The organism is Tateyamaria sp. 7Alg 36 (assembly GCF_059882455.1).
Window position 1 is genome coordinate 2,923,573 of sequence record NZ_CM187613.1, and the last position, 21,875, is coordinate 2,945,447.

Here is a 21,875-nt window from a genome sequence, read left to right on the forward strand (position 1 = left end):
GTCGGGCCACCTGTACATTTCTAAATAACTTGGACATAATGTCGCCTAAGTTGACGGCTAAAACCTTAAGACACCTCTGGTAAGGAGGGTTTTTCGTTCCCACCTTTCAGGGGTAGGACATCAGCACACCGCGGAGCAACGGGATGCTTGAGTTTGAAAATGTATCCAAGTCCTTCTGGACGGGCACACAGCGCAAGGTGATCCTTGACCGTGTGTCCTTTCGGGTGGAGTTGGGGCACTCGTTCGGGGTGCTGGCGCCAAACGGGACGGGCAAGACGACCCTGATCAACATGATGGCCGGTCTGGAAAAACCGGACGAGGGCGAAATCCGCCGCAGCTGCAACATCTCGTTCCCGCTGGGTTTTATGGGGGGCGTGATCGCCAAGATTTCGGCGCACGAGAACTGCCGCTATATTGCGCGGCTTTACGGGCTGGATCCCGACTATGTTGAAAGTTTCTGCCGCTGGCTGTGTAATCTGGGCGAATATTTCGACCAGCCCATCGGCACCTATTCGTCGGGTATGCGGGCGCGCTTTTCCTTTGCGCTGATGCTGGCACTCGACTTCGATATCTATTTGATCGACGAGGGGATGCCGTCATCCACCGACGTCGAATTCAACCGCAAAGCGGGCGCTGTGCTGCAAGAACGGCTGCGAACCACGACGATCATCATCGTCTCGCACCAGGCGCAAACGCTCGAAAAATTCGCGCGTTCGGCGGCTGTCCTTCTGGATGGCAAGTTGCACATGTTCGATACGCTGGAAGAGGCGAAACGGCTTTATGACTACGAAACCCAAAGCTAGAAAATTCCGCATCAAACGGACGGCCTCCCTGAGTGCTGCACCGGATGCGGGAGGCGCGCAGTCGAACGAACCGTCTGCGCAAGAGGCGCAGCCGCGCCCCGCAGCGCCCCAGCAACCCGCACCCCAACAACCTGCCCGCGCACCCGTGTCCCAAGACGTGTCATCACCCCGTCAGGTAGAGAGCGAAAATACAATCGAAGCGATCCGTCAGGAAGGGCTGACAGGGCGCCAATTGCGTATGGCCCGCCGCGTGGCGCAGAAGCACAACCTGCCTGCGACGTCCGATTTTGATGCCGTGCGCCTGCTGCGTGCGCAAGGGATTGACCCGTTCCAGCGGTCCAACATGCTGGAACTAGTGGTGCCCCAAGCGGGGGCCGAACAGCACGAAGGCGGCGCGCCCGACGCGTTCGCGGGTCTGCCCGCCAAGGCGGGCGGGGCAGGGGCGAACCGCGTCCAACTGCCCCAGACGATGCCGGTTCAAAAGCAACAGTTGCCCTCGACCGAGGTCAGCCCGGCGGACCGTCGCGCGCAGGAAATGCGCAACATCCAGCGCGATATCGGTCGCCGCCGCCGCAAGAAGACGGCGCTGCTGCTGGTGCGGCTGGCATTCTTTGTGATGCTGCCCACGCTGCTGGCGGGGTACTATTTCTATACCATCGCGACACCCATGTACGCGACCAAATCCGAATTCCTGATCATTCAGAACGAAGGGTCGGGGGGCGCAGGGCCGCTTGGCGGGCTGCTGCCAACGCAGTTTGCCACCAATTCGGACAGTATCGCGGTGCAGGGTTTCTTGCAGTCCAAGGACGCCATGCTGCGTCTTGACCGTGATGTGGGGTTCAAATCGCACTTCTCGCAGGAATGGATCGACCCGATCCAGCGGTTGAGTGAGGAGCCGACTAACGAAGAAGCTTACAAGATCTACAAGAAGAACGTCAAAATCGGCTATGACCCGACCGAGGGCATGATCCGTATGGAGGTGGCTGCCGCCGATCCCGAGGTGTCCGCCCAGTTCTCGCGCCAGCTGATCAACTATGCCGAAGAGCGGGTGAACAACCTGTCCCAGCAAAAGCGCGAAGACCAGATGCGTGATGCCCGCGAAGGGTTTGATCGCGCGGAATCCGAACGCCGCGATGCCCAAGAGGCATTGGTGCGCTTGCAGATCGAAGGGTCGACCCTTGACCCCGAAAGCGTGATCGCGTCGTTGCGCACGCAGATTTCGGGGCTGGAATCGCAGGTGATCGAGAAAGAGATCGAACTGGCGAGCCTGCTGAACAACCCGCGCCCCAACCAAAGCCGTGTCGACGGTGCGCGTGGCACGCTGGACATCCTCAAGACGCAGTTGCGGCTGCTTGAGGACAAGATGACCGATGTGTCCAAGGGCGAAAACTCGCTGGCGGAACTGGCGGCGCGCTTGCAGATCGCGCAGGCCGACCTAGCCGCGCGGGACATGATGATGCAATCGGCCCTTCAACAGATGGAACAGGCCCGCGTCGAGGCGTCCCGCCAGGTGCGCTATCTGACCGTCGCGGTTGAACCGATTGCCAGTCAGGAACCGTCCTATCCGCGCGCTTTCGAGAACACAGTCTTGGCTTTCATCGTCTTTGCTGGCATCTATTTGATGGTCTCGCTTACCGCGTCGATCCTCAGAGAACAGGTAACCAGTTAATATGAAACACGTGAACGTCGCCGGTCTGACGATCGGGAATGACTGCCCGCTGACAGTGATCGCAGGCCCCTGCCAGATCGAAAGCGTCGATCAGGGCCACGAGATCGCGGGCCGCATGCAAGAGGCATGTGCCGCCGCGGGCGCGCAATACGTGTTCAAGGCCAGCTATGACAAGGCCAACCGCACCTCTCTTTCTGGGCAGCGCGGGATGGGCATTGATGCGGGTCTAGCCGCGTTGCAGTCGATCAAAAGCACGTTCAATGTGCCGATCCTGACCGATGTTCATAACGAGGCGCAGTGTGCCGTGGCGGCCGAGGTCGCGGATATCATCCAGATCCCCGCCTTCCTGTGCCGCCAGACCGACATGCTGTTGGCGGCGGGCAATTCCGGTGCGGTGGTCAACATCAAGAAGGGTCAGTTTCTGGCCCCTTGGGAGATGCCCAACATCATCACCAAGGTGGAAAGCACCGGTAACACCCGCATTCTGCTGACCGAACGCGGAACATCCTTTGGCTATAACACGCTTGTCGCCGATATGCGCAGCCTGCCGCAGATGGCGCAGACGGGCTATCCCGTGGTGATGGACGCGACCCATTCGGTGCAACAACCGGGCGGGCAGGGCGGATCGTCTGGCGGGCAGCGCGAATTTGCCCCTGTGATGGCGCGTGCCGCCGTGGCCATTGGCACTGCCGCGGTGTTCATCGAAACCCATCCCGATCCGGATTCCGCCCCCTCGGACGGGCCGAACATGATCTATTTGGATCAGATGCCCGCGCTGATCGACACGCTGATGCAGTTCGACGCGCTGGCCAAAGCTAACCCGATCACGATCTGACGGGCATGAAGAAACCCGCCGCTTCCGTCACGCCGAATACTTGGGAATTCATGCGCGATGCGATGATCGCGCCGACGGGGTTTCGCGAATACGACGCGCGCTGGAAATATCCTGACGACATCAACCTGCCAGGGATGACGGCGCTTGGCCTTGGCCTTGGCACGTTGATGCACCGGCGCGGGGTCGATCCGGTTATTGCGGTCGCAAACGACTATCGCGACTATTCCCTGTCGATCAAGAATGCGCTGATGCTAGGCCTCATGCAGGCGGGCATTCAGGTGCGCGACATCGGCCCCGCGATCAGTCCGATGGCCTATTTCGCGCAATTCCACCTTGATGTGGCGGCGGTGGCCATGGTCACGGCCAGCCACAACCCGAACGGCTGGACAGGGGTGAAGATGGGGTTTGACCGCCCGCTGACCCTTGGCCCCGAAGAGATGGCCGAGTTGCGCGATATCGTCATGTCGGGCGGTGGTGAGTCGCGTGATGGCGGCGGATACCGCTTTGTCGACGGGGTGCGAGAGGCTTATTTGGACGATCTGGCCGGTGATTTCCGCATGACGCGCCCGCTGAAGGTGGTTTGCGCCACGGGCAACGGCACGGCGGGCGCTTTTGCGCCCGAGCTTCTTGAGCGGATCGGGGTCGAGGTGATCCACAGTCACACGAAGCCCGACTACACCTTTCCCAATTACAACCCGAACCCCGAAGCGATGGAGATGTTGCACGACATGTCCGACAGCGTGCAGGCGACGGGCGCGGATCTTGCGCTTGGCTTTGACGGCGATGGTGATCGCTGCGGCGTGGTGGACAACACAGGCCGCGAGATTTTTGCCGATAAGATGGGCGTGATACTGGCGCGCGATTTGGCCAAGCTGCATTCCGGCGCAACCTTTGTGGCCGATATCAAATCCACCGGACTGTTCGCCAGCGACCCTGTGTTGCAGGAACTTGGCGCCAAGGCGGATTACTGGAAAACCGGCCACAGCCACATGAAACGGCGGGTCAAAGAACTGAGCGCGCTGGCGGGCTTTGAAAAGTCGGGCCACTACTTTCTGGCCGAGCCGATAGGGCGCGGATATGACTGCGGCATGCGGGTGGCGGTCGAGATCTGCAAGCTGATGGACCGCAATCCCGACATGTCCATGGCCGATATGTATGACGCGCTGCCCCAGACCTTCACGACGCCGACCATGGCCCCATGGTGTTCGGATACGGAAAAGCGCGATGTATTGGCCCGTATCATGGTGCAACTGGACGAAATGCAGGCCCAAGGTGCGCAGATTGGCGGGCACGGGATCACGGACATCGTCAAGGTGAACGGCGCGCGCGTGATGTTGGAGGGGGGCGGCTGGGCGCTGGTGCGTGCGTCGTCGAATACGCCCAATCTGGTGGTTGTCTGCGAAAGTCCGGTGTCAGAGGCGGATTTGCGCCGCATATTTGACTGGATCGACGCGGTGGTGAGCAGCCAGCCGGAAGTCGGTGCCTACGATCAGACGTTCTAGGGTCGCGATATAGGCGCGGGGCTTAGTCGAACAGTTTGAACAGGCCCTTGCGCACTTCGTCTTTCAGCTTTTCCTTCGCGGCGTCTTCCAGATCCTGACCCGTGTCGGTCACATTCAGTTCCTCGGCCAGTTTCTGACGTGCGGCGCTGCGTGCCTGTTCCTTGATGCGGGCCTTTTCCTCTTCGATCTTTTCGCCGAGGTTCAAGTCAATTGCCGCCTCAAGGTCGGGGCGGATGCTGATATTGGACCACGGGCCATAGATGCGTACAGGGATCGCAATGCCGTTGCCGGAATTCGCGCGCAACGCCACGGGGGTGAAGGTGTAGTCGATCGTCTGCGCGCCAAGGCCGACTTGGCCCGCCCCGCGTGCCTCGTAATTGGCCAGTTGCAACAGCAGGTCTTGGTTGCGCATGACGCCGCTGTCCATCGTCCACGTCGCGCCGAGGCTGTCAAAGACAGTGGTGCCACCGCCCGTCTGGCCCGAGCGCATCAGCCGGTCGAGATCAATGCCGATGATCGTGCCCTGACCGAATTTGATCGCGCCCGAACCCGACAGCGATTTCATGATTGCATCGACCGATTGCCCGACCCCGAGGAAGTTCAATTCGGCATTGGCATCGCCTGTCAGACGGTCCAGCCCCGCGGCGTCCGTCAGCACCGCCTGCATGTCGATGCCGCTGGCGATCATCTTGCCCCCAACCGACAGGCCGGACCGGTTGTTGGCCACGAATTCGCCCGTGACAGTGCCGCCATAGGCGCTGACCTCGCGCAGTTCATAAACCATGCGGCTATTGTCGTTGCGCAGCAGGGTGCGTGTCTTGCCCAGCTTGAACTGGCCGAGGTCGATGGAACTGGCCGTCAGGGCAATTTCACCGTCAAAAGCGGCAAGGCCGCTGGCGTCGATGCGGTCCTTGGGCCAGCCGCTGCCTGCGGGGGCGGGGGTCGATGCGGCGCCGCTGCCTTCGCCACTACTCAGGCCGCTGAGGTCCAGCGCGCCTGCGTTCAGTTGTGCGTTGATGACGGGTTTGCCGTTCAGGGTGATGTCAGCGGCCCCCGTCAGGGCGTTGCCGCCCAGATCCGCCGACAGATCGCGCAAGGACAGGCGGCGGTCGGATGTTAGTGTCAGGTCCGATTGCAGTTTGGCGGCCTTGCCCAATCCGGCAGGCAGGCCAGGGCGGGGCAGGGCAAGGGCGGCCATAAAGGCGTCTGTGCTGGGCATATCCACGGACAGTCGCCCGGCCACGTCGCCACCTGTGCTGGCGCGCCCGTTCAGCGACAAGATGCCGCCGCCTGCGCTGACCGACAGGGTCACGGGCTGTACCTGTCCGGTGATGAAGCCCGCGAATGCACCGATGCGCGCGTCCACATTCACGTCGCTGCCTGCGGGGCTGAGGCTGGCGGTGATGTCGGCTGCGCCCAGCCGTTCGGGCCAGTCCAGCGTCAGATCGACGCCGGTATAGGACACAAGGTCCGCGCCTTCGGCATCATAGATCAGGGTGGCGTCGGTCACCGACAAACGCTGGATCGAGATCGCTTGCGGGGTGCGGGCGGCGGGGGCGACCTCCGTCTCGATCTGGGCGGTGCCGCTGGCATCGGTAAAGACCCAGCTTGCCCGCCCGTCCTTGCGGCTTTCCAGCCGGATCGTCGGGCGCGTCGCCTCGATATTGGTGATGCGGATTTCGCGGTTGCGGATGTAGGCCATCAGGTCCACGCCGATGGCCGCGTTTTCCGCCGTCAGCATTGGCCCCTGTTCGGACCATTCGGCATTGCCAACCTCTAGCCCGCCGACATTGACCCCCAGCACGGGAAACAGCGTCATCGACACATCGCCCGTGATCGTCACGTCACGTCCCGTCACCACGCGCATCTGGTTCGCGGCCAGTTTCGCGATCCGGTCGGCAGGCAGAAAGAAGATTGAAACCCCCGTCACAAGAACCAGCACCACAAAGAAACCGACAAGACGTGTGATCCATTTCATGGGGGCTGCTCCGCTTTGACAACGTTTAGGGGCACTCTATGCACCCTTTGCCTGCATCCCAACCCTTTTCCCGCGCCCCGAGTTCACATAAGAGGCGGTGTATGAGCACAAACCCTCCTGATCTCCGCCCCGACCTTGCCCCGAAGGCACGGTTTGATGATGACGCCGCGCCACAGGCCGTGCGCGATCCCAATCGCCGTGACGGGCAGCCCACCATCGGCATGGTGTCGCTGGGCTGTCCCAAGGCGCTGGTGGACAGCGAACGCATCCTCACGCGCCTGCGCGCCGAAGGGTACGGAATTTCGCCCGATTACAGCGGTGCCGATGCGGTGATCGTGAACACTTGTGGCTTTCTTGACAGTGCCAAGGCCGAAAGTCTGGACGCGATTGGCGAGGCGCTGGCCGAAAACGGGCGTGTGATTGTGACGGGCTGTCTGGGGGCGGAGCCGGAGTTTATCACCGGCGCACATCCCAAGGTCATGGCCGTGACCGGCCCGCACCAGTACGAACAGGTGCTGGATGCCGTCCACAAAGCCGTGCCGCCGTCGCCGGACCCGTTCATCGACCTGCTGCCTGCCCGTGGGGTCAGCCTGACGCCGCGCCATTTCAGCTATCTCAAGATTTCCGAGGGCTGCAATCACAAGTGCAAGTTCTGCATCATTCCCGACATGCGCGGGCGCTTGCAGTCGCGCCCCGCCCACGCCGTCGTGCGCGAGGCGGAAAAGCTGGTCGAGGCGGGTGTGCGCGAACTGCTGGTGATTTCGCAGGATACGTCGGCCTATGGCGTCGATATCAAACATGCCGAAGATCGCGGCCACCGTGCCCATATCACCGATCTGGCACGTGATCTGGGATCGCTTGGCGCGTGGGTGCGGTTGCACTACGTCTATCCCTATCCGCATGTGCGCAACTTGATCCCGCTGATGGCGGACGGTCTTGTGCTGCCATACCTCGACATTCCGTTCCAACATGCGCATCCCGATGTGCTCAAACGCATGGCGCGCCCTGCGGCGGCGGCCAAGACGTTGGACGAGATCGCGGCATGGCGCGACATCTGCCCCGACCTGACGCTACGCTCGACCTTCATCGTCGGCTATCCAGGCGAGACTGAGGCCGAATTCCAGACGCTGCTGGACTGGCTGGACGAGGCGCAACTGGATCGCGTCGGGTGCTTTCAGTACGAAAACGTCGAAGGGGCGCGGTCAAATGCACTGCCCGATCACGTACCCGCCGAGGTCAAGCAGGACCGCTGGGACCGTTTCATGGAAAAGGCGCAGGCGATCTCCGAGGCCAAGTTGGGGGCGAAGGTCGGCCAGACCATGCAGGTCATCGTGGACGAGGTGGACGAAGACGCCGCCACCTGCCGCACCAAGGCCGATGCGCCGGAAATCGATGGCAACCTGTTCATCGACGAAGGGTTCGAAGACCTCAAAGCGGGCGATATCGTCACGGTCGAGGTGGACGAGGCTGGCGAATACGACCTTTGGGGCAAGCTGAAGCGTTAGGCGTTGTCGGCGGCCAGCAGGCTGTCGACCCATTCCGGCACAGTGACCGACGCCTTGCCCGGTCTGGTTTCTGCAAACAGGTTCACGGTTTCGGACGGGTCGAGGTTCATCTCGACCGTGTGCGCGCCCACATGGCGGGCCAATTGCACGAAGCCTGCGGCGGGATAGACGTTGCCGGACGTGCCAATGGCGGCAAAGATGTCGGCCTGCGACAGTGCCTCTTCGATCAGGTCCATGTGATAGGGCATCTCGCCGAACCAGACGATATCGGGCCGCGCCGTGGGGTTGGCGCAGGCCGGACATTCCTCGTTCACCTGCATGACCAGCGGCGCGTCCCAGCGGTGGCCGCACTGCGCGCACAGGGCCGAATCAAGCGCGCCGTGCATGTGCACAACATCGGTGCTACCCGCCTTTTCGTGCAGGGCATCGACGTTTTGCGTCACAAGGGTAACGCGGCCCCCATACGCCGCCTGTAGCCGCGCAAGGGCCACATGGGCCGCGTTTGGCGTGGCGTTATGAGCCTGTTCGCGGCGTGTGTTGTAGAATCCGACAACCAGCGCCGGGTCGCGTGCGAACCCTTCGGGGGTGGCGACATCCTCGATCCGGTGTTTCGCCCAAAGCCCGCCTTCGTCGCGGAAGGTGCCCAGCCCGCTTTCGGCCGAGATACCCGCGCCGGTGAGGATAACGATCGAAGGGGAAGGCATGGCAGTTTTCCTTTCGCGGTAAAGGGGGGTTCAGGCGTGGGGCGGGATCGGCTGGCTGGTGGTGTCGAGCAGGCGCATTTCCCCCGTCAGGAAAGGCAGCTTGGCCAAGGCCGGTTCGATCATGTGGGTCTGCATCAACCTGCGCATGGTCTGGGCCACATCAGTGGGCACATTGCCCGCCCAATCCGCACTCGCATACAGCGAGATCGTGCGCGAAAACGGGGTGAAGGGCAGGGCGAAGGCATCAACCTGATCGTGGAATCGCGCGGCCCGCATGAATCCCAGCGGGGTGGTGACCGTCCAGCCGATTCCCCGCGCCACCATTGCCATCAGGGCCAGATGGCTGCCGATCTCGAACCGGTCCGGCAGGTCCAGCTTTTGCCGCGCCAGATGCGCCTCGATCTGGCGCGAAATCAGTTGATCCCGTTCATAGCGCAGGAAGGGCAGTGTGCTGAGACTGGCCAACAGATTGTCTTGCACACCCAGACCCTTGGGCGCGATCAGCATGAACGGATCACGCGCCAGCGGGTATTCGAGCACCCCGTCGCGCATCGCACCGTCACTGGCCGAAATCGCGATATGCAGCCTTTTTTCCGAGATGGCGCGCAGAATTTCGTGGCTGGGCGCGGTGGCAAAGGTGAATTTGCAGCGCGTCAGGCTCTCGGCAAGGATGGTCACAAGGCGGGGTGTCAGGTCGTTTTCAAAATCGTCAATCACGCCAATGGACAGCGCCGACAGGTGCGCAAGGTCCATCAGCGTCAGTTCGGACTGGGCAAGGCGCAGTTGTGACAGCGCCGCCTCGGCCCGCGCAAGGAAACTGCGCCCTGCAGGGGTCAGCCGCATGGGCCGCTTGCCGTGGTCGATCAGATCGGTGGCCAGCGCGGTTTCAAGATTGCGCAATTGCTGGCTGACCGCAGGCTGGCTGAGGCCCGTGGCGGCAGCGGCCTGCGCCACCGACCCTGTCGAGGCGAGCGCCTCGAACACTTCGAGGCCGCGCAATGTGACGCCTTTGCTAAGCATATCGGGTTCCGCTGTAGTTTTACGTTTGATGAAACTGACGCGCCATTGCGTCAATGAAAAAGTCGGATTTGGCGCATCATATTCCAGTTTTCCAATGATAGTGCCCCCTTGTCACCTCCTTGCAGTGGCGGCATCATGGGACCATGAAAATCGCGACCGCCTCTTACCCGCTGGATGTTCTGCCCGACTGGGCGGCCTATGAAACCAAACTCACGTCTTGGGTGGCCGAGGCGGCGGGGCAGGGCGCTGACCTGCTTGTGTTCCCCGAATATGGCGCGATGGAACTGGCGACATTGGCGGGCTTGGATGTGGCGGGCGACCTTGAAGCGTCGTTGTTTGCCGTGGCCGACCGGCTGGCGGATGCGGACGCGCTGCATGCCCGTCTGGCGCAGCAGTTCGGCGTTTATGTACTGGCGGCATCAGCGCCTGCCACCGATGCCCTGCCTGATGGCGTCACGCGCCCTGTGAACCGCGCGCGGTTCTTTACGCCTGCGGGCAATCGCGCCGTGCAGGACAAGCAGATCATGACCCGTTTCGAGGCCGAAGAATGGGATGTCGTGCCGGGTGGGCCGCTGACCATCTTTGACACCGCCTTGGGCAAGATCGGCGTACTTATCTGTTATGACAGTGAATTCCCCCTGTTGGGCCGCGCATTGGCTGAGGCGGATATTATCCTGATCCCGTCCGTGACCGAGGCATTGGCAGGTTATTCCCGCGTCCGCATCGGGGCGCAGGCGCGCGCGCTGGAAAACCAGTGCGTGACGGTGATGTCGTCGGTGGTGGGCCTTGCCGAATGGTCGCCTGCGGTGGACACTTCGACCGGCGCAGGGGGCATTTTCGGCCCACCCGATACCGGGTTTCCCGACACGGGAATCATCGCCCTTGGGGCGCTGAACGAGGCCGGTTGGGTCTATGGCGATGTGGACCTTGAAACGATCCGGAACGTGCGCGCTGACGGTGTTGTCCTCAATCGGGCGCATTGGGATCACCAGACGGGACGTGCCGATCCCGCCACAGTCACGCAAATGGCTTGATTACCCCTTGAATTATGGGTGCAACGGGCGCATTTAGTGGCGCGTCCGCATCTGCGCGGACTGTCTAAGCAAGGAGAGACCATGGCCAAGGAAGATACGCTCGAATTTCCCGGTGTCGTAAAGGAACTCCTGCCGAATGCGACGTTTCGGGTCGAGCTAGAGAATGGCCATGAGATCATCGCACATACGGCAGGTAAAATGCGCAAGAACCGTATTCGTGTTCTGGCAGGTGACAAGGTGCAGGTCGAAATGACCCCCTATGACCTGACCAAGGGCCGGATCAACTATCGCTTCAAGTGATCGCAGTGCTTTGCGCACGCGAGCACTGACATGACCGGATTTATTCTCGGCTCTGGCAGCCCGAGACGCCTTGAACTGCTGGCGCAGTTGGGCGTCGTGCCGGACGCTGTGCGCCCCCCCGACATTGACGAAGACCCCGCGCCGCGTGAACTGCCGCGCCCCTACTGCGTGCGTATCGCGCGTGAGAAAGTGGCGGCTGTGACGGCGGGGGACGACGATGTTGTCCTTTGTGCCGACACTACGGTCGCCCTTGGGCGCCGGATCTTGGGCAAACCTGCGGACGAGGACGAGGCACGCAGTTTCCTGAAGGCGCTTTCGGGTCGCCGTCACCGCGTCATCACGGCTGTCGCGGTGCGCAAAGGCGCGCGCATGTGGCAAAAGGACGTGGTTAGCGCCGTGCGCATGAAGGCCCTGTCCGATCAGGAAATCACCGCCTATCTCGCCACGCAGGATTGGCGCGGCAAGGCGGGTGGCTATGGCATCCAAGGCCCCGCGGGCGCGTTGATCCCGTGGATATCGGGGTCTTTCACCGGAATAGTTGGCCTGCCATTGGCCGAAACAGCGGGCCTGTTGCAGGCCGCAGGCATGAGGGTTTGGGCATGAAGGGCAGTCAGATTCTGCTGGACCATATCGAGGGGCGCGAAGCGGCGGCTTTGATGGTGGATGGTCGGCTAAGCGATCTTTTGATCGAAGGTGACGCACCGCGCCCCGGCACGGTCTATCGCGCCGTGACGGACCGCCCTGTTGCAGGGCAGGGGGGCATCTTCCTCAAGACGCCCGACGGTCAGGCCTATCTTCGTGGGGTAAAAGGCATCGGTGCGGGCGAGGTGCTGCAAGTGCAGGTCACCGGCTATGCCGAGGCGGGCAAAGCCATTCCCGTGACCCACAAGCTGCTGTTCAAAAGCCGTTATGCCATCGTGACCCCCGACGCGCCGGGTCTGAACCTGTCGCGCAGCATCCGCGATGACGATGTGCGGGATGAACTGCTCGCCCTTGCCCATGACGGGATGGAGGGCAGCGAGATGGGCCTGATCCTCCGCTCTGCCGCCGCTGGCGCCGATCCCGAAGATGTTGCCGACGACATCGCCGCGATGCGCGAACTGGCCGAACAGGTGGTCGGGGATACCGACACTGCGGTCGAAACTCTTGCCCTTGGCGATGGTCCACATGTTCTGGCATGGCGCGACTGGACGGCCGAGGCTGACGTGGTCACCGACGCGGGCTGTTTTGAAAGTCACGGCGCGCTTGACGCCATTGACGAAGCGCAAGGCCCCCGCGTGCCGCTTGGCAATGGTGCGTCGATGTTTGTGGAATCGACCCGTGCATTGGTCGCGGTGGATGTGAACACTGGCGCGGACAGTTCCTTTGCTTCGGGCCTTAAGGCGAATCTGGCCTGTGCGCGGGCGTTGCCTGCCGCGCTGCGCGTGCGCGGCCTTGGCGGGCAGATTACCGTCGATCTGGCCCCGATGCCCAAGAAAGAGCGCCGTACCTTCGAATCCGCCCTGCGTGCGGCATTCCGCGCCGATGACGTCGATACAGTAATGGCCGGCTGGACCCCGCTGGGCCATTTCGAACTGCAACGCAAACGCGCGCGTTTGCCACTGTCGGATGTGCTTGCGTGACCTGCCCGATCTGCCAGCAAGAGACCGTCAAGGCCTACAAGCCCTTCTGCTCGCGCCGCTGCGCCGATATCGACCTGTCGCGCTGGATGACAGGCAGCTACGCCATCCCCGCCGAACGTGAAGAAGACCAAGATATCCCTGAAGATGACGGTCCTACGACACACTAAACGCAGGAAGTGAAACTAGGCGCGTTTTTTGTCCGTTTTTCTATGGACAGCGTTCTGTCTTCGTCATATCACGCCTCCACCCAAGAAGGCGTCGCCTTCATCCCGTGCCCGGGTAGCTCAGGGGTAGAGCAGTGGATTGAAAATCCTCGTGTCGGTGGTTCGATTCCGCCCCCGGGCACCACTATAAAAAATACCAAAAGAAAATCAGACGCTTAGACTCCGTTTTTGTCCCACTGGCCGACATGACGGAAAATGGTGGGACACTTTTGTCTTAGCTTTGTTCTCCTGACAGGCGGCGAAGGGCGCTTTCGGCGCGGGTCTTTTGACTTGCCGCTCTGGTGTAGCGCGTCACTTCCTTACTGGTCCGGTGGCCGGTGATCGCCATGATCTCCTGTTCTGTGCATCCCAACTCCGCCAGGCGCGCGGCGGCAGCCTTGCGTAGGCCGTGAACCGAACACTCTTTCAATCCGGCTTCGTCGCACCACTTGCGGAAGCGGTTGCCAAATCCATTGGACGTGAAGGGTCGGTTGAACTTATTGACAAGGAAGGTCAAATCGCCAGTTGGTGTGGCGTCAATAATCTGTTGCAACTCGGGGATTATAGGGATTTCCATCCGCACCGGCTTACGGTTCCGGCCCTTGTGTTGGGTGAATGTCAACCACCCGTTGCGGACGTGTTTCTTGCCCAGCACCACGAGATCTGCGCGACGCTGCCCAGTATAGAGGGCAAGCGCTAAGGCCAGGCGTGCAGATGTGCCGACAGAATGGGTGTTCTCAAATTGCTCGATTTCATCCAATGTCCACGAATGGAACCCATCTGCGCTACCTGAAAGATACTCGATCCCGACAGCTGGATTGGAGTCATGCAGATCGTAGCGCACAGCGAATTTGAAAAGCTGGCGCAGAGCTTTCACTAGACCGTTGGCAGCTGCCGGCCTGTCCATCATTTCGTCCCTGCGAGCACGAACATGCTTTGGTTGCAACATGCGGTAAGGTTTGTCGCCATCATTTTTGTGCAGGCAAAAACGTTCGAGGATGGCACGGCGGACTTTCTGTGTCCGTGGGTCTAGTTCGCGAAACATAGCAGATTTATAGTATTCAACGCAAAGCGCTCGGATAGAACCGTGGATCAATCGGCCAGCTTCTCCGATCTGGGCTTTCGGTTGCTCGGATTTAGTGGCGTGCTTGTAGTCGATCAGAAATTCGGGGGAGCCGATGGGGCCCCGCAGCCGAATTTTGGGCGCACCGGGGCGGCGGTAATAGAGGCGGATATTCCCGTGACGGTCGGTATCTTCCACAACGTATTTCAGACGCATTTTCACCATCAGCAATCCCATGGATTAGCATCATCCTGCTCGGGTGCATCCAGTTCATCAAATGCACGATCAACCGCTAGGCGGTCCCAGACTTTGCGCCCGTCTATGCGCTTGGGCTTGGGCATCCGTCCATCATTTACTAGAGCATCAAATTTTGTGGTCCCAAGCCCGATGTATTCGGCCGCTTCAGCGCGGCTCAATCCACGCCGGTCAGGTGCTGGGCAAAACTCGTGCTTACGTGAGCGAGATCGCGTTTTGAGGCCTGCCCTCATGTCTTCCAGGCCTACTTGTGCAGGTTTGCGTAGAACTGATTCATTGAGTTCTAGATCATCGAGCATTTGTTTGACCGGCAAAGAGTTGTTGTTGCCGACTTTATAGTGAGGGGCAGAGTGGGATGCAGACGATTACCCGTTTAATTGCCGATTATTGACACAACAGTCCGCCACTCTAGAGAAAGTTGATCAGGGCGCCGAATGACCAGCTTGCTTGTCTCGGCGGGTAGAGCAGGCCCTACCTGGGCGATGACGTAATCCATCGTGCCGCGGTTACTTCTTCGGACGCCTGAATGGCCTCAATGATCGCGAGGCCGCGTAATCTTCTGGACATATTCAAAGTCGAGGGAGGACCGCAGATGCTGCGGTAAGATGTCCGCATGAAATACGGTCTGTAACTCCCGAAGCAATCCCAAAAGCGCGTCTTCTATAAGTAAATCAAGTAGCAATGATGCTGCGTGATTAAATGAAGCGAAATGAAAAATGGCGAGAACAAAACCCTATGGCGGCAGCGATCTGTCGCAATTCATCACCCACCGGATTGCCGAGCTCAAACCCCGTAAAAGCCAAGCCGAGATCGCTTCTGAAGCGGGTTTCATCAACCCAAATATGCTGTCCATGATCAAGGCTGGCACGACGAAGCTGGCGCTTGACCGCGTTACTGATTTGGCTCGTGCGTTGGATACTGACCCGGCGCGGCTGTTCCGGATGGCGATGCTTCAGTCTGGGCACGAGACGACGCGTCCCGTAGTCGAAGAGGTGTTCGGCACCATCGTCAGTCGCAACGAAGTCGATTGGCTAAAGGCGATACGTGAAGCTTCGGGAGAAACGGATCCAACGCTGACAGCGCGTGCAAGGGCTGCGATCCGCGGGATCTTTGGTAAATGACCGACGCCCCAAGTTCGATCATGCGCCCTAAGCTTGAAGACCTGACCGAGAACGAGCGCGCTTGGGTGGGCTTTTTGCGGCTGATCACTCATGACGCGGATCCGGCGCCGACGCTCGCTCGCGTCCAAGCCCTGCGCTGTCTCTTTTCCGATTGTGATGTTTCCCGTGAGGCCAGCGATTGAGGCTCGGTGGAAGAGATGCTGCACTTGATCTACGGATCAATGAGCGCAGCGGGTTCAACGCGGTTTTATGTAAGGAAGACTAATAAGGTGGCGCTGCCGGCGCCCCTTTTTGGTGATGGGGAGTTCTCACCGCTTGGGTCACAAAAGGGAGTTTACATGGGTGAGAATATGCCAACCAAATGGGAAACTTGTGCCAACTTAGATGTAAACCTTTCAGGTCACTTTTAACCCAGGCGTCAACCTATCCGAATCAAGCCGCCAACCAAAATGCCAATAAAATAAGGCGTAAGGTAAACAGAAGTCGTCACTAGTGCTGAAAGATCGAAAAACGGTTCAAAATGATGAGCGCCATCACGCCATGACGCATTCATCTAGGCTCGGTTGGGCCAAAATGGAGCTCGTTGAAGCATCGTGTAACGTGTCTGAGGCGTATTACGGTAAGAAACGAAGACGCGCTCTGGAGGGGCTGTTTATTGAGGTCTATCATATGCCGAACTTGGGAGCGTCAGCGTGAACGGTCCCGTTCAGCGGGTGGATGTTCAGAACTCAGCTTGGTGATTGAGTAGAGCCCGAGGAGCGCAGCCGAGGCAGGAAGAGTTCGCCAGCGCGGCGCTCGCGGGTCGTTGAGAGAATCCGCGGAACTCCACCTAGCCGTATGCCGTTCCAAACATTGCCACGAAGTAGCCTGTGGATAGATCGCCACTTCCAGCCCAAAACAGCCGTTCGCATGGCGCCGCGCCGCCACAGTGTAGCCTCCGAGAAGCGGGCATCTAAAAATATGCCGATGTAAGACTGACGGAGAATAACTTTCTGCGGCCAGGCTTTGCTCGTCATCGTTATGCATACTGCAAGCGCGTGTGAATAACTCAGCTTTCGCTAATGTTCCGTAGCCAATCCAGAAAGACACTCAACCGTCGCAACCCCGACACGCGGGTAAGGTAGAGCGCGGAGATATCCAGCGGGTCCGCTTCAATCTGGCCAGGGAACATCTCAGTCAGGCGGCCCGCGCGCAGGTCATCTGCGATCATGAAATCGGAGAAGCGGGCGATGCCTAAACCGCCTAACACCAACTGGCGAACGGCCTCTCCGTTGCCCGCAGTCAGGGCAGTGGGCACCGTTACCGGCTCGGCCAGACCTATAAAACGCAATGTGTTGATATGGTCGGGTGCCGCGAAGCGCACCTGTTCCAATTGTGCAAGGTCTGTCGGTGTCTTTGGCCAGCCGTTGCGATCGAGATAGTCCGGCGCAGCCACCAATTTCCACGCCGTTCGCCCCAAGGGGCGGTGCAACATGTCGCTATCAGGCAGCTGTCCCAGCCGAATGGCAACATCCGCGTGGCTCCCGATCAGGTCCACCAGTGAATCTGTCATGTCGATCGACAACTGAATGTCGGGGTATTGCGCGTGAAACTCGGCCAGACGCGGGGCGAGGACATGCAGGACGTAAGGAACTGGTGCGTTTACACGCAGTGGTCCGGCGGGGGCCTGTCCGCTGGTAGCGATTTCCTGCAGGGTTTCACTGCGGTCCAGAATCTCGCGTGCCTCGGCCAGAACGGCAGCACCTTCGGGGGTGATTTCGATGGATCGCGTTGTGCGGCGCAACAGTGTGACCTTCAATTGCTCTTCCAGCCGCGCAATCGATCGGCTGAGCGTAGAGGCAGACACCCCTCTGCGCCGTGCAGATTCAGCAAAGCCCCCATCATCGACGATCCCGACAAAGGCAGCCAAATCCCCCATGCGCAGCAATTCGTGCAATTTCTGCAATGATCCATTCCAAACTTGTCTGTTCTCGCAATAGATAACGACAGGCATATACGGCGTCGACATCAAATTTGTTGGAGAAAACCGATGCCACTTGCCCTTTGGGCGCTGACCATCAGCGCTTTCGCCGTCGGAACGACCGAGTTCGTTATCGTCGGCTTGCTTCCCACCATTGCCGCCGATCTTGGCGTTTCTATCCCCTCCGCTGGCCTGTTGGTCAGCCTTTACGCCCTTGGCGTGACTATCGGCGCGCCAGTGCTGACGGCCATGGCGGATCGCGTGCCGCGTAAGACGCTGTTGCTGCTCTTGCTGGCGCTGTTCACGCTAGGCAATGCTTATGCAGCCTTTGCGCCGGATTACGGCAGCCTTGTCGCTGCGCGTTTCATCACTGGTTTGGCGCACGGTGTGTTCTTTGCCATCGCCTCGACCATCGCCACGGATCTTGTGGAACCCGAAAAGGAAAGCTCGGCAATTGCGCTGGTGTTCCTTGGCTTGACTGTCGCGCTGGTGACGGGTGTGCCTTTGGGAACGTTCATCGGTCAAAACTTTGGCTGGCAGTCGACCTTCCTTGGCGTTGTAGCACTTGGTGTGATCGGCTTTATCGCGTCTGCCATCTTGGTGCCGGCCAATCTGACCAAGACGGCCTCGGCAGGGATCAAGGCGCAATTGCAGGTGCTGACTTCGCCGCGCCTTCTGCTGGTCTATCTGATCACAGCCGTCGGCTATGGCGGCAACTTCATCGCCTTCACCTTCCTTGCGCCGATGCTGAACGAAGTCACGGGTCTGTCTGCCGGCGCGGTTAGCCTCGTGCTGCTGCTCTATGGTGCATCTGTCGCCGTAGGGAACATCGCCGGCGGTAAACTGGCTGACCGTATTGGTGCAGTGCCGTCCCTGACGGTGATCTTTGCTGGCCTTGCGATATCACTGATCGCACTTGGAGCGCTCCTCACCAGCCCGATTGCAGCCATCGCGGTTGCAGCCTTCTGGGGTGGTTTTGCCTTCGCCAACGTGCCGCCGCTGCAGTCTTACGTCGTGCAAATCGCACGAGAAGTCTCGCCCGGCGCGGTGGATGTGGCGTCCGGCCTAAACATCGGTGCGTTCAACCTCGGCATTGCCGGCGGCGCATGGGCTGGTGGACTTGTGGTGGAAGGCATCGGCCTTGCCGCTGCTCCTTACATCGCCGCTGGTGTGGTGGGTGTCGGGATCGTTCTGGTGCGCCTGTCTGGTCGCTTGAACGCAACAGCACCCCAAGCTGTTGCTGCTGAATAACCTCATTTGCCTCGCCGTATCTAACGTGCGGCGGGGCAGACCAATGAACAGGAGGTTCGTATCATGTCTGCCCTGAATCTGATTTACAAAGACCGCATGACGTTTGGCATTGAATTGCCACTGGACCGCGACTGGTCTGAAGCCGGGCAACGCCGCGCCAGAATCGAGGGGCGCCCCTTTGGTGTGCCAGACACCTCAAACCCCGCCAAGGGCGTGGGGCTGGCCGAGAGCCTTGGCTTTGATGCGGTCTGGCTGCGGGACGTGCCGGTTCACGATCCGAGCTTCGGGGATGCGGGACAGGTCTTCGATCCGTTCCCCTATCTCGGCTTTCTGGCAGGCCGCACGCGGCGCATTGCACTTGGCACTGCGGGTATCGTCCTGCCGCTGCGGGATCCGATCCTGCTGTCCAAGATGACGGCCAGCCTGCACCATCTGTCTGAAGGGCGGTTTATCCTCGGCATCGCGTCCGGGGATCGTCCGGTGGAATACCCGCTGATGGGCCTGGATTATGAGGCCCGCGGAGCCACCCTGCGCGATCGCGTCGACCAGATGCGCACCCTCTGGTCAGGTGATGCGCTGCAAGGACCACAAGGCCCCGTCACCGTGCGCCCCTATGTGCCAGAAGGTATCCCGATGGTCATGGCCGGGATGGGCCAGCAAAGCCTGCAATGGATCGCCCGCACATTGGACGGCTGGTTCACCTATCCCGGCCCTCCTGAGCAGGCCGAACGCCGTCTGTCGATGTGGCGGCAGGCACGCACCGATGCTGGCCTTCCCCCTGCGCCGGTCTTGACCGCCATGCACTTGGACCTTGACCCTGATCCCGATGCGCCTTCTCGGCCAATCCAGTTCGGGAGCCGTATCGGTCGCAATGCGCTCATCACACATGTTCAATCGCTGCACGCTGCAGGTGTCGCCCACATCGCCTTTAACCTGCGCCAATCACAGCGCGAAATCGAAGACGTTCTCGCCGAGCTGGCCAAGCACGTCATGCCTGAGTTTGCACAAGAAAACACAATGGAGACAGAACAATGAGTATCACCCTGATCGGCCCTGCCCAAATTCCATCCATGGGTTTCGGCACATTTCAACTTGAGCAAGATACCGTTGCCGACATGGTGGCCGCGGCCCTTTCCGAAGGGTTCCGCCATATTGATACGGCGCAGGCCTATGAAAACGAAGAGCAAGTTGGCGAAGGTTTGCGCCGCGCCGATGTCCGCCGCGATGAGGTGTTCCTTACCACCAAAATCCTGCCCGAGCACTTCTCGCCAGAAGCCTTCATCGCGGCTGCCGACGCGTCTTTGAAACGACTGGGGACGGACTATGTCGACCTGCTGCTCCTGCACTGGCCTTCAAAAGATGTGCCGATTACTGACACCATTGGCGCGTTGAACGATCTGATTGCTGCGGGCAAAGTTCGTCATGGGGGCGTGTCGAATTTCACCATGGATATGGTCGATCAAGCACAGGCTGCATTGACCACGCCATTGGCCGCCAACCAGATCGAGTTGCATCCGCTGATTGACCAATCACGGATGATCGCTCACCTCGCCAGCAAGGGCATTCCGGTTGAGGCCTACTCGCCGCTGGCGCAAGGTAAGGTCATGGAGAACACCACGTTGCTCGATATCGCCGCCGCGCATCATGTAAGTCCGGCCCAGATTGCCCTGGCCTGGATTCTGACGCGCCCAATGACCATTGCGCTGCCTCGGACCGGTAACAAGAACCGACTGGCCGACAATCTCCGTGCAACGGAAATCAAGCTGAGCGCAGAGGAGATCGCCCGAATTGATGCCCTGGGCACAGCCGAGGGGCGGTTGGTAAGCCCAGAGACACTTGCCCCAGCTTGGGATTGATCATTCACTGGTCCCGCAAAGACACTGCAGGACCTATACCCGTCGACTTCAGCCTTCGGCCCAAAGCCGTCGATTATTCCGGTCGCAGCGAATGTCGGATCTGCCGACGTAGTTGATGTTCAAGATAGCGTAACAATGGGTCGGGCGTTATGTCGCCCGACCTCTATTTGCGTGTCAGACTTCTACGACCACTTTGCCCAGCGCGTGCCCGCCCTGCAGTCTGGCATAAGCATCGCCGACCTGTGATAGCGCGAAGTTCGGTCCGTCCAACAGCGGCTTTACGACTCCGTCGTCCACCAGCTTGGCGAGGTCTGCGAGGATCTGCCCATGGACCTCGCGCCGGACGTCGTGCAGCATTGGGAGCAGCATGAAAACGATGTGAAGAGACAGGCCTTTGAAATGGGCAGGGGCGAGGTCGATCTCCGAAAGAGCGACCGTCGTAACGACGTGAGCGTTTAGCGCCGCGGCTGCAAAGGAGTTCGCCAGGTTCGCCCCGCCGACCGTGTCGAATACCGCGTCAAAGCCAACACCACCGGTATGGCTGCCAACATAAGCGTCAATCTCCTCGGACTTGAAGTCGATGGGTCGGGCACCGTAGCCCTTGATCACCGACATCTGTTCGGCGCCAGAGCCTGTCGAGGAAACCTCTGCGCCAAGGTGAAGGGCCAGCTGCACAGCGATATGACCGACACCCCCAGCACCACCCTGAACCAGCACCTTCTGCCCAGAGGAGACGCCGGCACGTTCCAGCCCTTCCCAGGCGGTAATGCTCACCAGCGGCAGGGCGGCAGCCTCGCGCATGGACAGCGAAACGGGCTTGTGCGCGATAAGCCGTGCGTCAGCGGGAATGAACTCGGCCAGTGCCCCCTGAAGGTCGGCCAAGCCGCCGGCGCAACCATAAACCTCGTCGCCAACGACATAGCCGGTCACGCCCGCACCGATCTCCTCGACGACGCCTGCGAAATCCATGCCCAGCACGGCGGGCAACTCGGGCGACAGGGGCAAGTCGGAGCCCATGTCCTTGATCATCGTGTCAACGGTATTGACGCTCGTCGCCTTGACGCGGACGAGCACTTGTCCGGGGCCAACTTCAGGACGCGGCTGGTCTACTTCTGTGAAGGACGCCTCGGGTCCGTAGGCGTTCAGAGTCATGGCTTTCATTTGGTCTCTCCTGGGTTTTGCGTTGAGAGAGAG

General features: G+C 60.3%; 21 protein-coding genes and 1 tRNA gene. 16 read left to right on the forward strand and 6 right to left on the reverse strand.

The annotated features are described in order from the left end of the window. The first annotated feature begins 143 nt into the window (after positions 1-143). Genes AC6GQJ_RS14255 through AC6GQJ_RS14270 form a run of 4 tightly spaced genes read left to right on the forward strand, consistent with a single transcriptional unit; the run spans position 144 to position 4,809 of the window. Entirely contained in the window at positions 144-803 is a 660-nt protein-coding gene (locus AC6GQJ_RS14255) for an ABC transporter ATP-binding protein (RefSeq protein WP_500769383.1), read from the forward strand. Next, complete coding sequence (locus AC6GQJ_RS14260) at positions 781-2,472, forward strand: KpsE/RkpR family capsule polysaccharide export protein (protein ID WP_500769385.1); 1,692 nt, start codon at positions 781-783, stop codon at positions 2,470-2,472. The genes AC6GQJ_RS14255 and AC6GQJ_RS14260 overlap by 23 nt, the downstream gene beginning before the upstream one ends. A gap of 1 nt (position 2,473) precedes the next feature. Beyond that, positions 2,474-3,307 (forward strand): 3-deoxy-8-phosphooctulonate synthase, encoded by an 834-nt coding sequence (gene kdsA / locus AC6GQJ_RS14265; RefSeq protein ID WP_500769387.1) that lies wholly within the window; start codon positions 2,474-2,476, stop codon positions 3,305-3,307. Positions 3,308-3,312: 5 nt separating this feature from the next. After that, positions 3,313-4,809 (forward strand): phosphomannomutase/phosphoglucomutase, encoded by a 1,497-nt coding sequence (locus AC6GQJ_RS14270; protein WP_500769389.1) that lies wholly within the window; start codon positions 3,313-3,315, stop codon positions 4,807-4,809. Positions 4,810-4,831: 22 nt separating this feature from the next. On the opposite strand, the gene AC6GQJ_RS14275 is transcribed toward AC6GQJ_RS14270, so the two are convergent. Further along, on the reverse strand, positions 4,832-6,787 hold the full coding sequence (locus AC6GQJ_RS14275; RefSeq protein WP_500769391.1) for an AsmA family protein: 1,956 nt from the start codon (positions 6,785-6,787) through the stop codon (positions 4,832-4,834). A 101-nt stretch (positions 6,788-6,888) separates the two neighbouring features. Between AC6GQJ_RS14275 and rimO the strand changes: the two genes are divergently transcribed. Next, positions 6,889-8,292: a 30S ribosomal protein S12 methylthiotransferase RimO gene (rimO, locus tag AC6GQJ_RS14280; RefSeq protein ID WP_500769393.1), complete on the forward strand. Its 1,404-nt coding sequence runs from the start codon at positions 6,889-6,891 to the stop codon at positions 8,290-8,292. Here rimO and AC6GQJ_RS14285 read toward each other — a convergent pair. Next, entirely contained in the window at positions 8,289-8,996 is a 708-nt protein-coding gene (locus AC6GQJ_RS14285) for an NAD-dependent deacylase (RefSeq protein WP_500769395.1), read from the reverse strand. The two genes, rimO and AC6GQJ_RS14285, sit on opposite strands and share 4 nt — an antisense overlap. 30 nt (positions 8,997-9,026) lie before the next feature. Further along, positions 9,027-10,016, reverse strand: coding sequence for a LysR family transcriptional regulator (locus tag AC6GQJ_RS14290; protein ID WP_500769397.1), 990 nt, complete (start codon positions 10,014-10,016; stop codon positions 9,027-9,029). A gap of 143 nt (positions 10,017-10,159) precedes the next feature. On the opposite strand from AC6GQJ_RS14290, the gene AC6GQJ_RS14295 reads away from it, so the two are divergent. From AC6GQJ_RS14295 to AC6GQJ_RS14320, 6 genes are all read left to right on the forward strand, one after another. Then, a complete protein-coding gene (locus tag AC6GQJ_RS14295; protein WP_500769399.1) occupies positions 10,160-11,050 on the forward strand; it encodes a carbon-nitrogen hydrolase family protein in 891 nt (296 codons plus the stop codon). An 81-nt stretch (positions 11,051-11,131) separates the two neighbouring features. Then, positions 11,132-11,350, forward strand: coding sequence for a translation initiation factor IF-1 (infA, locus tag AC6GQJ_RS14300; RefSeq protein WP_005978431.1), 219 nt, complete (start codon positions 11,132-11,134; stop codon positions 11,348-11,350). Between the two features lie 30 nt (positions 11,351-11,380). Continuing rightward, on the forward strand, positions 11,381-11,953 hold the full coding sequence (locus AC6GQJ_RS14305; protein WP_500769402.1) for a Maf family protein: 573 nt from the start codon (positions 11,381-11,383) through the stop codon (positions 11,951-11,953). Beyond that, positions 11,950-12,972: a ribonuclease E/G gene (locus tag AC6GQJ_RS14310; protein WP_500769404.1), complete on the forward strand. Its 1,023-nt coding sequence runs from the start codon at positions 11,950-11,952 to the stop codon at positions 12,970-12,972. The genes AC6GQJ_RS14305 and AC6GQJ_RS14310 overlap by 4 nt, the downstream gene beginning before the upstream one ends. Then, positions 12,969-13,139, forward strand: a complete 171-nt coding sequence (locus tag AC6GQJ_RS14315) for a DNA gyrase inhibitor YacG (RefSeq protein WP_500769406.1) — start codon at positions 12,969-12,971, stop codon at positions 13,137-13,139. The genes AC6GQJ_RS14310 and AC6GQJ_RS14315 overlap by 4 nt, the downstream gene beginning before the upstream one ends. 106 nt (positions 13,140-13,245) lie before the next feature. Next, positions 13,246-13,320, forward strand: a tRNA-Phe gene (locus AC6GQJ_RS14320). 90 nt (positions 13,321-13,410) lie between these two features. Here the strand turns inward: AC6GQJ_RS14320 and AC6GQJ_RS14325 are convergent. Next, positions 13,411-14,475 (reverse strand): tyrosine-type recombinase/integrase, encoded by a 1,065-nt coding sequence (locus AC6GQJ_RS14325; protein ID WP_500769408.1) that lies wholly within the window; start codon positions 14,473-14,475, stop codon positions 13,411-13,413. Positions 14,476-15,209: 734 nt separating this feature from the next. Here AC6GQJ_RS14325 and AC6GQJ_RS14330 point away from each other — a divergent pair. Both AC6GQJ_RS14330 and AC6GQJ_RS14335 read left to right on the forward strand, forming a co-directional pair. Then, positions 15,210-15,614 (forward strand): helix-turn-helix domain-containing protein, encoded by a 405-nt coding sequence (locus AC6GQJ_RS14330; protein ID WP_500769410.1) that lies wholly within the window; start codon positions 15,210-15,212, stop codon positions 15,612-15,614. After that, positions 15,611-15,796, forward strand: coding sequence for a hypothetical protein (locus AC6GQJ_RS14335; RefSeq protein WP_500769412.1), 186 nt, complete (start codon positions 15,611-15,613; stop codon positions 15,794-15,796). Before AC6GQJ_RS14330 ends, AC6GQJ_RS14335 begins: the two co-directional genes overlap by 4 nt. Positions 15,797-16,662: 866 nt before the next feature. Here the strand turns inward: AC6GQJ_RS14335 and AC6GQJ_RS14340 are convergent. Next, positions 16,663-17,559, reverse strand: a complete 897-nt coding sequence (locus tag AC6GQJ_RS14340) for a LysR family transcriptional regulator (protein WP_500769414.1) — start codon at positions 17,557-17,559, stop codon at positions 16,663-16,665. Positions 17,560-17,643: 84 nt separating this feature from the next. On the opposite strand from AC6GQJ_RS14340, the gene AC6GQJ_RS14345 reads away from it, so the two are divergent. From AC6GQJ_RS14345 to AC6GQJ_RS14355, 3 genes are all read left to right on the forward strand, one after another. Beyond that, the gene (locus AC6GQJ_RS14345) at positions 17,644-18,825 is read left to right on the forward strand and encodes an MFS transporter (protein ID WP_500769416.1); all 1,182 of its coding nucleotides are present in this window, start codon (positions 17,644-17,646) and stop codon (positions 18,823-18,825) included. Positions 18,826-18,888: 63 nt separating this feature from the next. Beyond that, positions 18,889-19,860 (forward strand): TIGR03571 family LLM class oxidoreductase, encoded by a 972-nt coding sequence (locus AC6GQJ_RS14350; protein ID WP_500769418.1) that lies wholly within the window; start codon positions 18,889-18,891, stop codon positions 19,858-19,860. Continuing rightward, positions 19,857-20,681: an aldo/keto reductase gene (locus tag AC6GQJ_RS14355; RefSeq protein ID WP_500769420.1), complete on the forward strand. Its 825-nt coding sequence runs from the start codon at positions 19,857-19,859 to the stop codon at positions 20,679-20,681. Before AC6GQJ_RS14350 ends, AC6GQJ_RS14355 begins: the two co-directional genes overlap by 4 nt. A 174-nt stretch (positions 20,682-20,855) precedes the next feature. Here the strand turns inward: AC6GQJ_RS14355 and AC6GQJ_RS14360 are convergent, their stop codons facing one another. Then, positions 20,856-21,842, reverse strand: a complete 987-nt coding sequence (locus tag AC6GQJ_RS14360) for a zinc-dependent alcohol dehydrogenase family protein (RefSeq protein ID WP_500769422.1) — start codon at positions 21,840-21,842, stop codon at positions 20,856-20,858. Between the last annotated feature and the right edge of the window lie 33 nt (positions 21,843-21,875).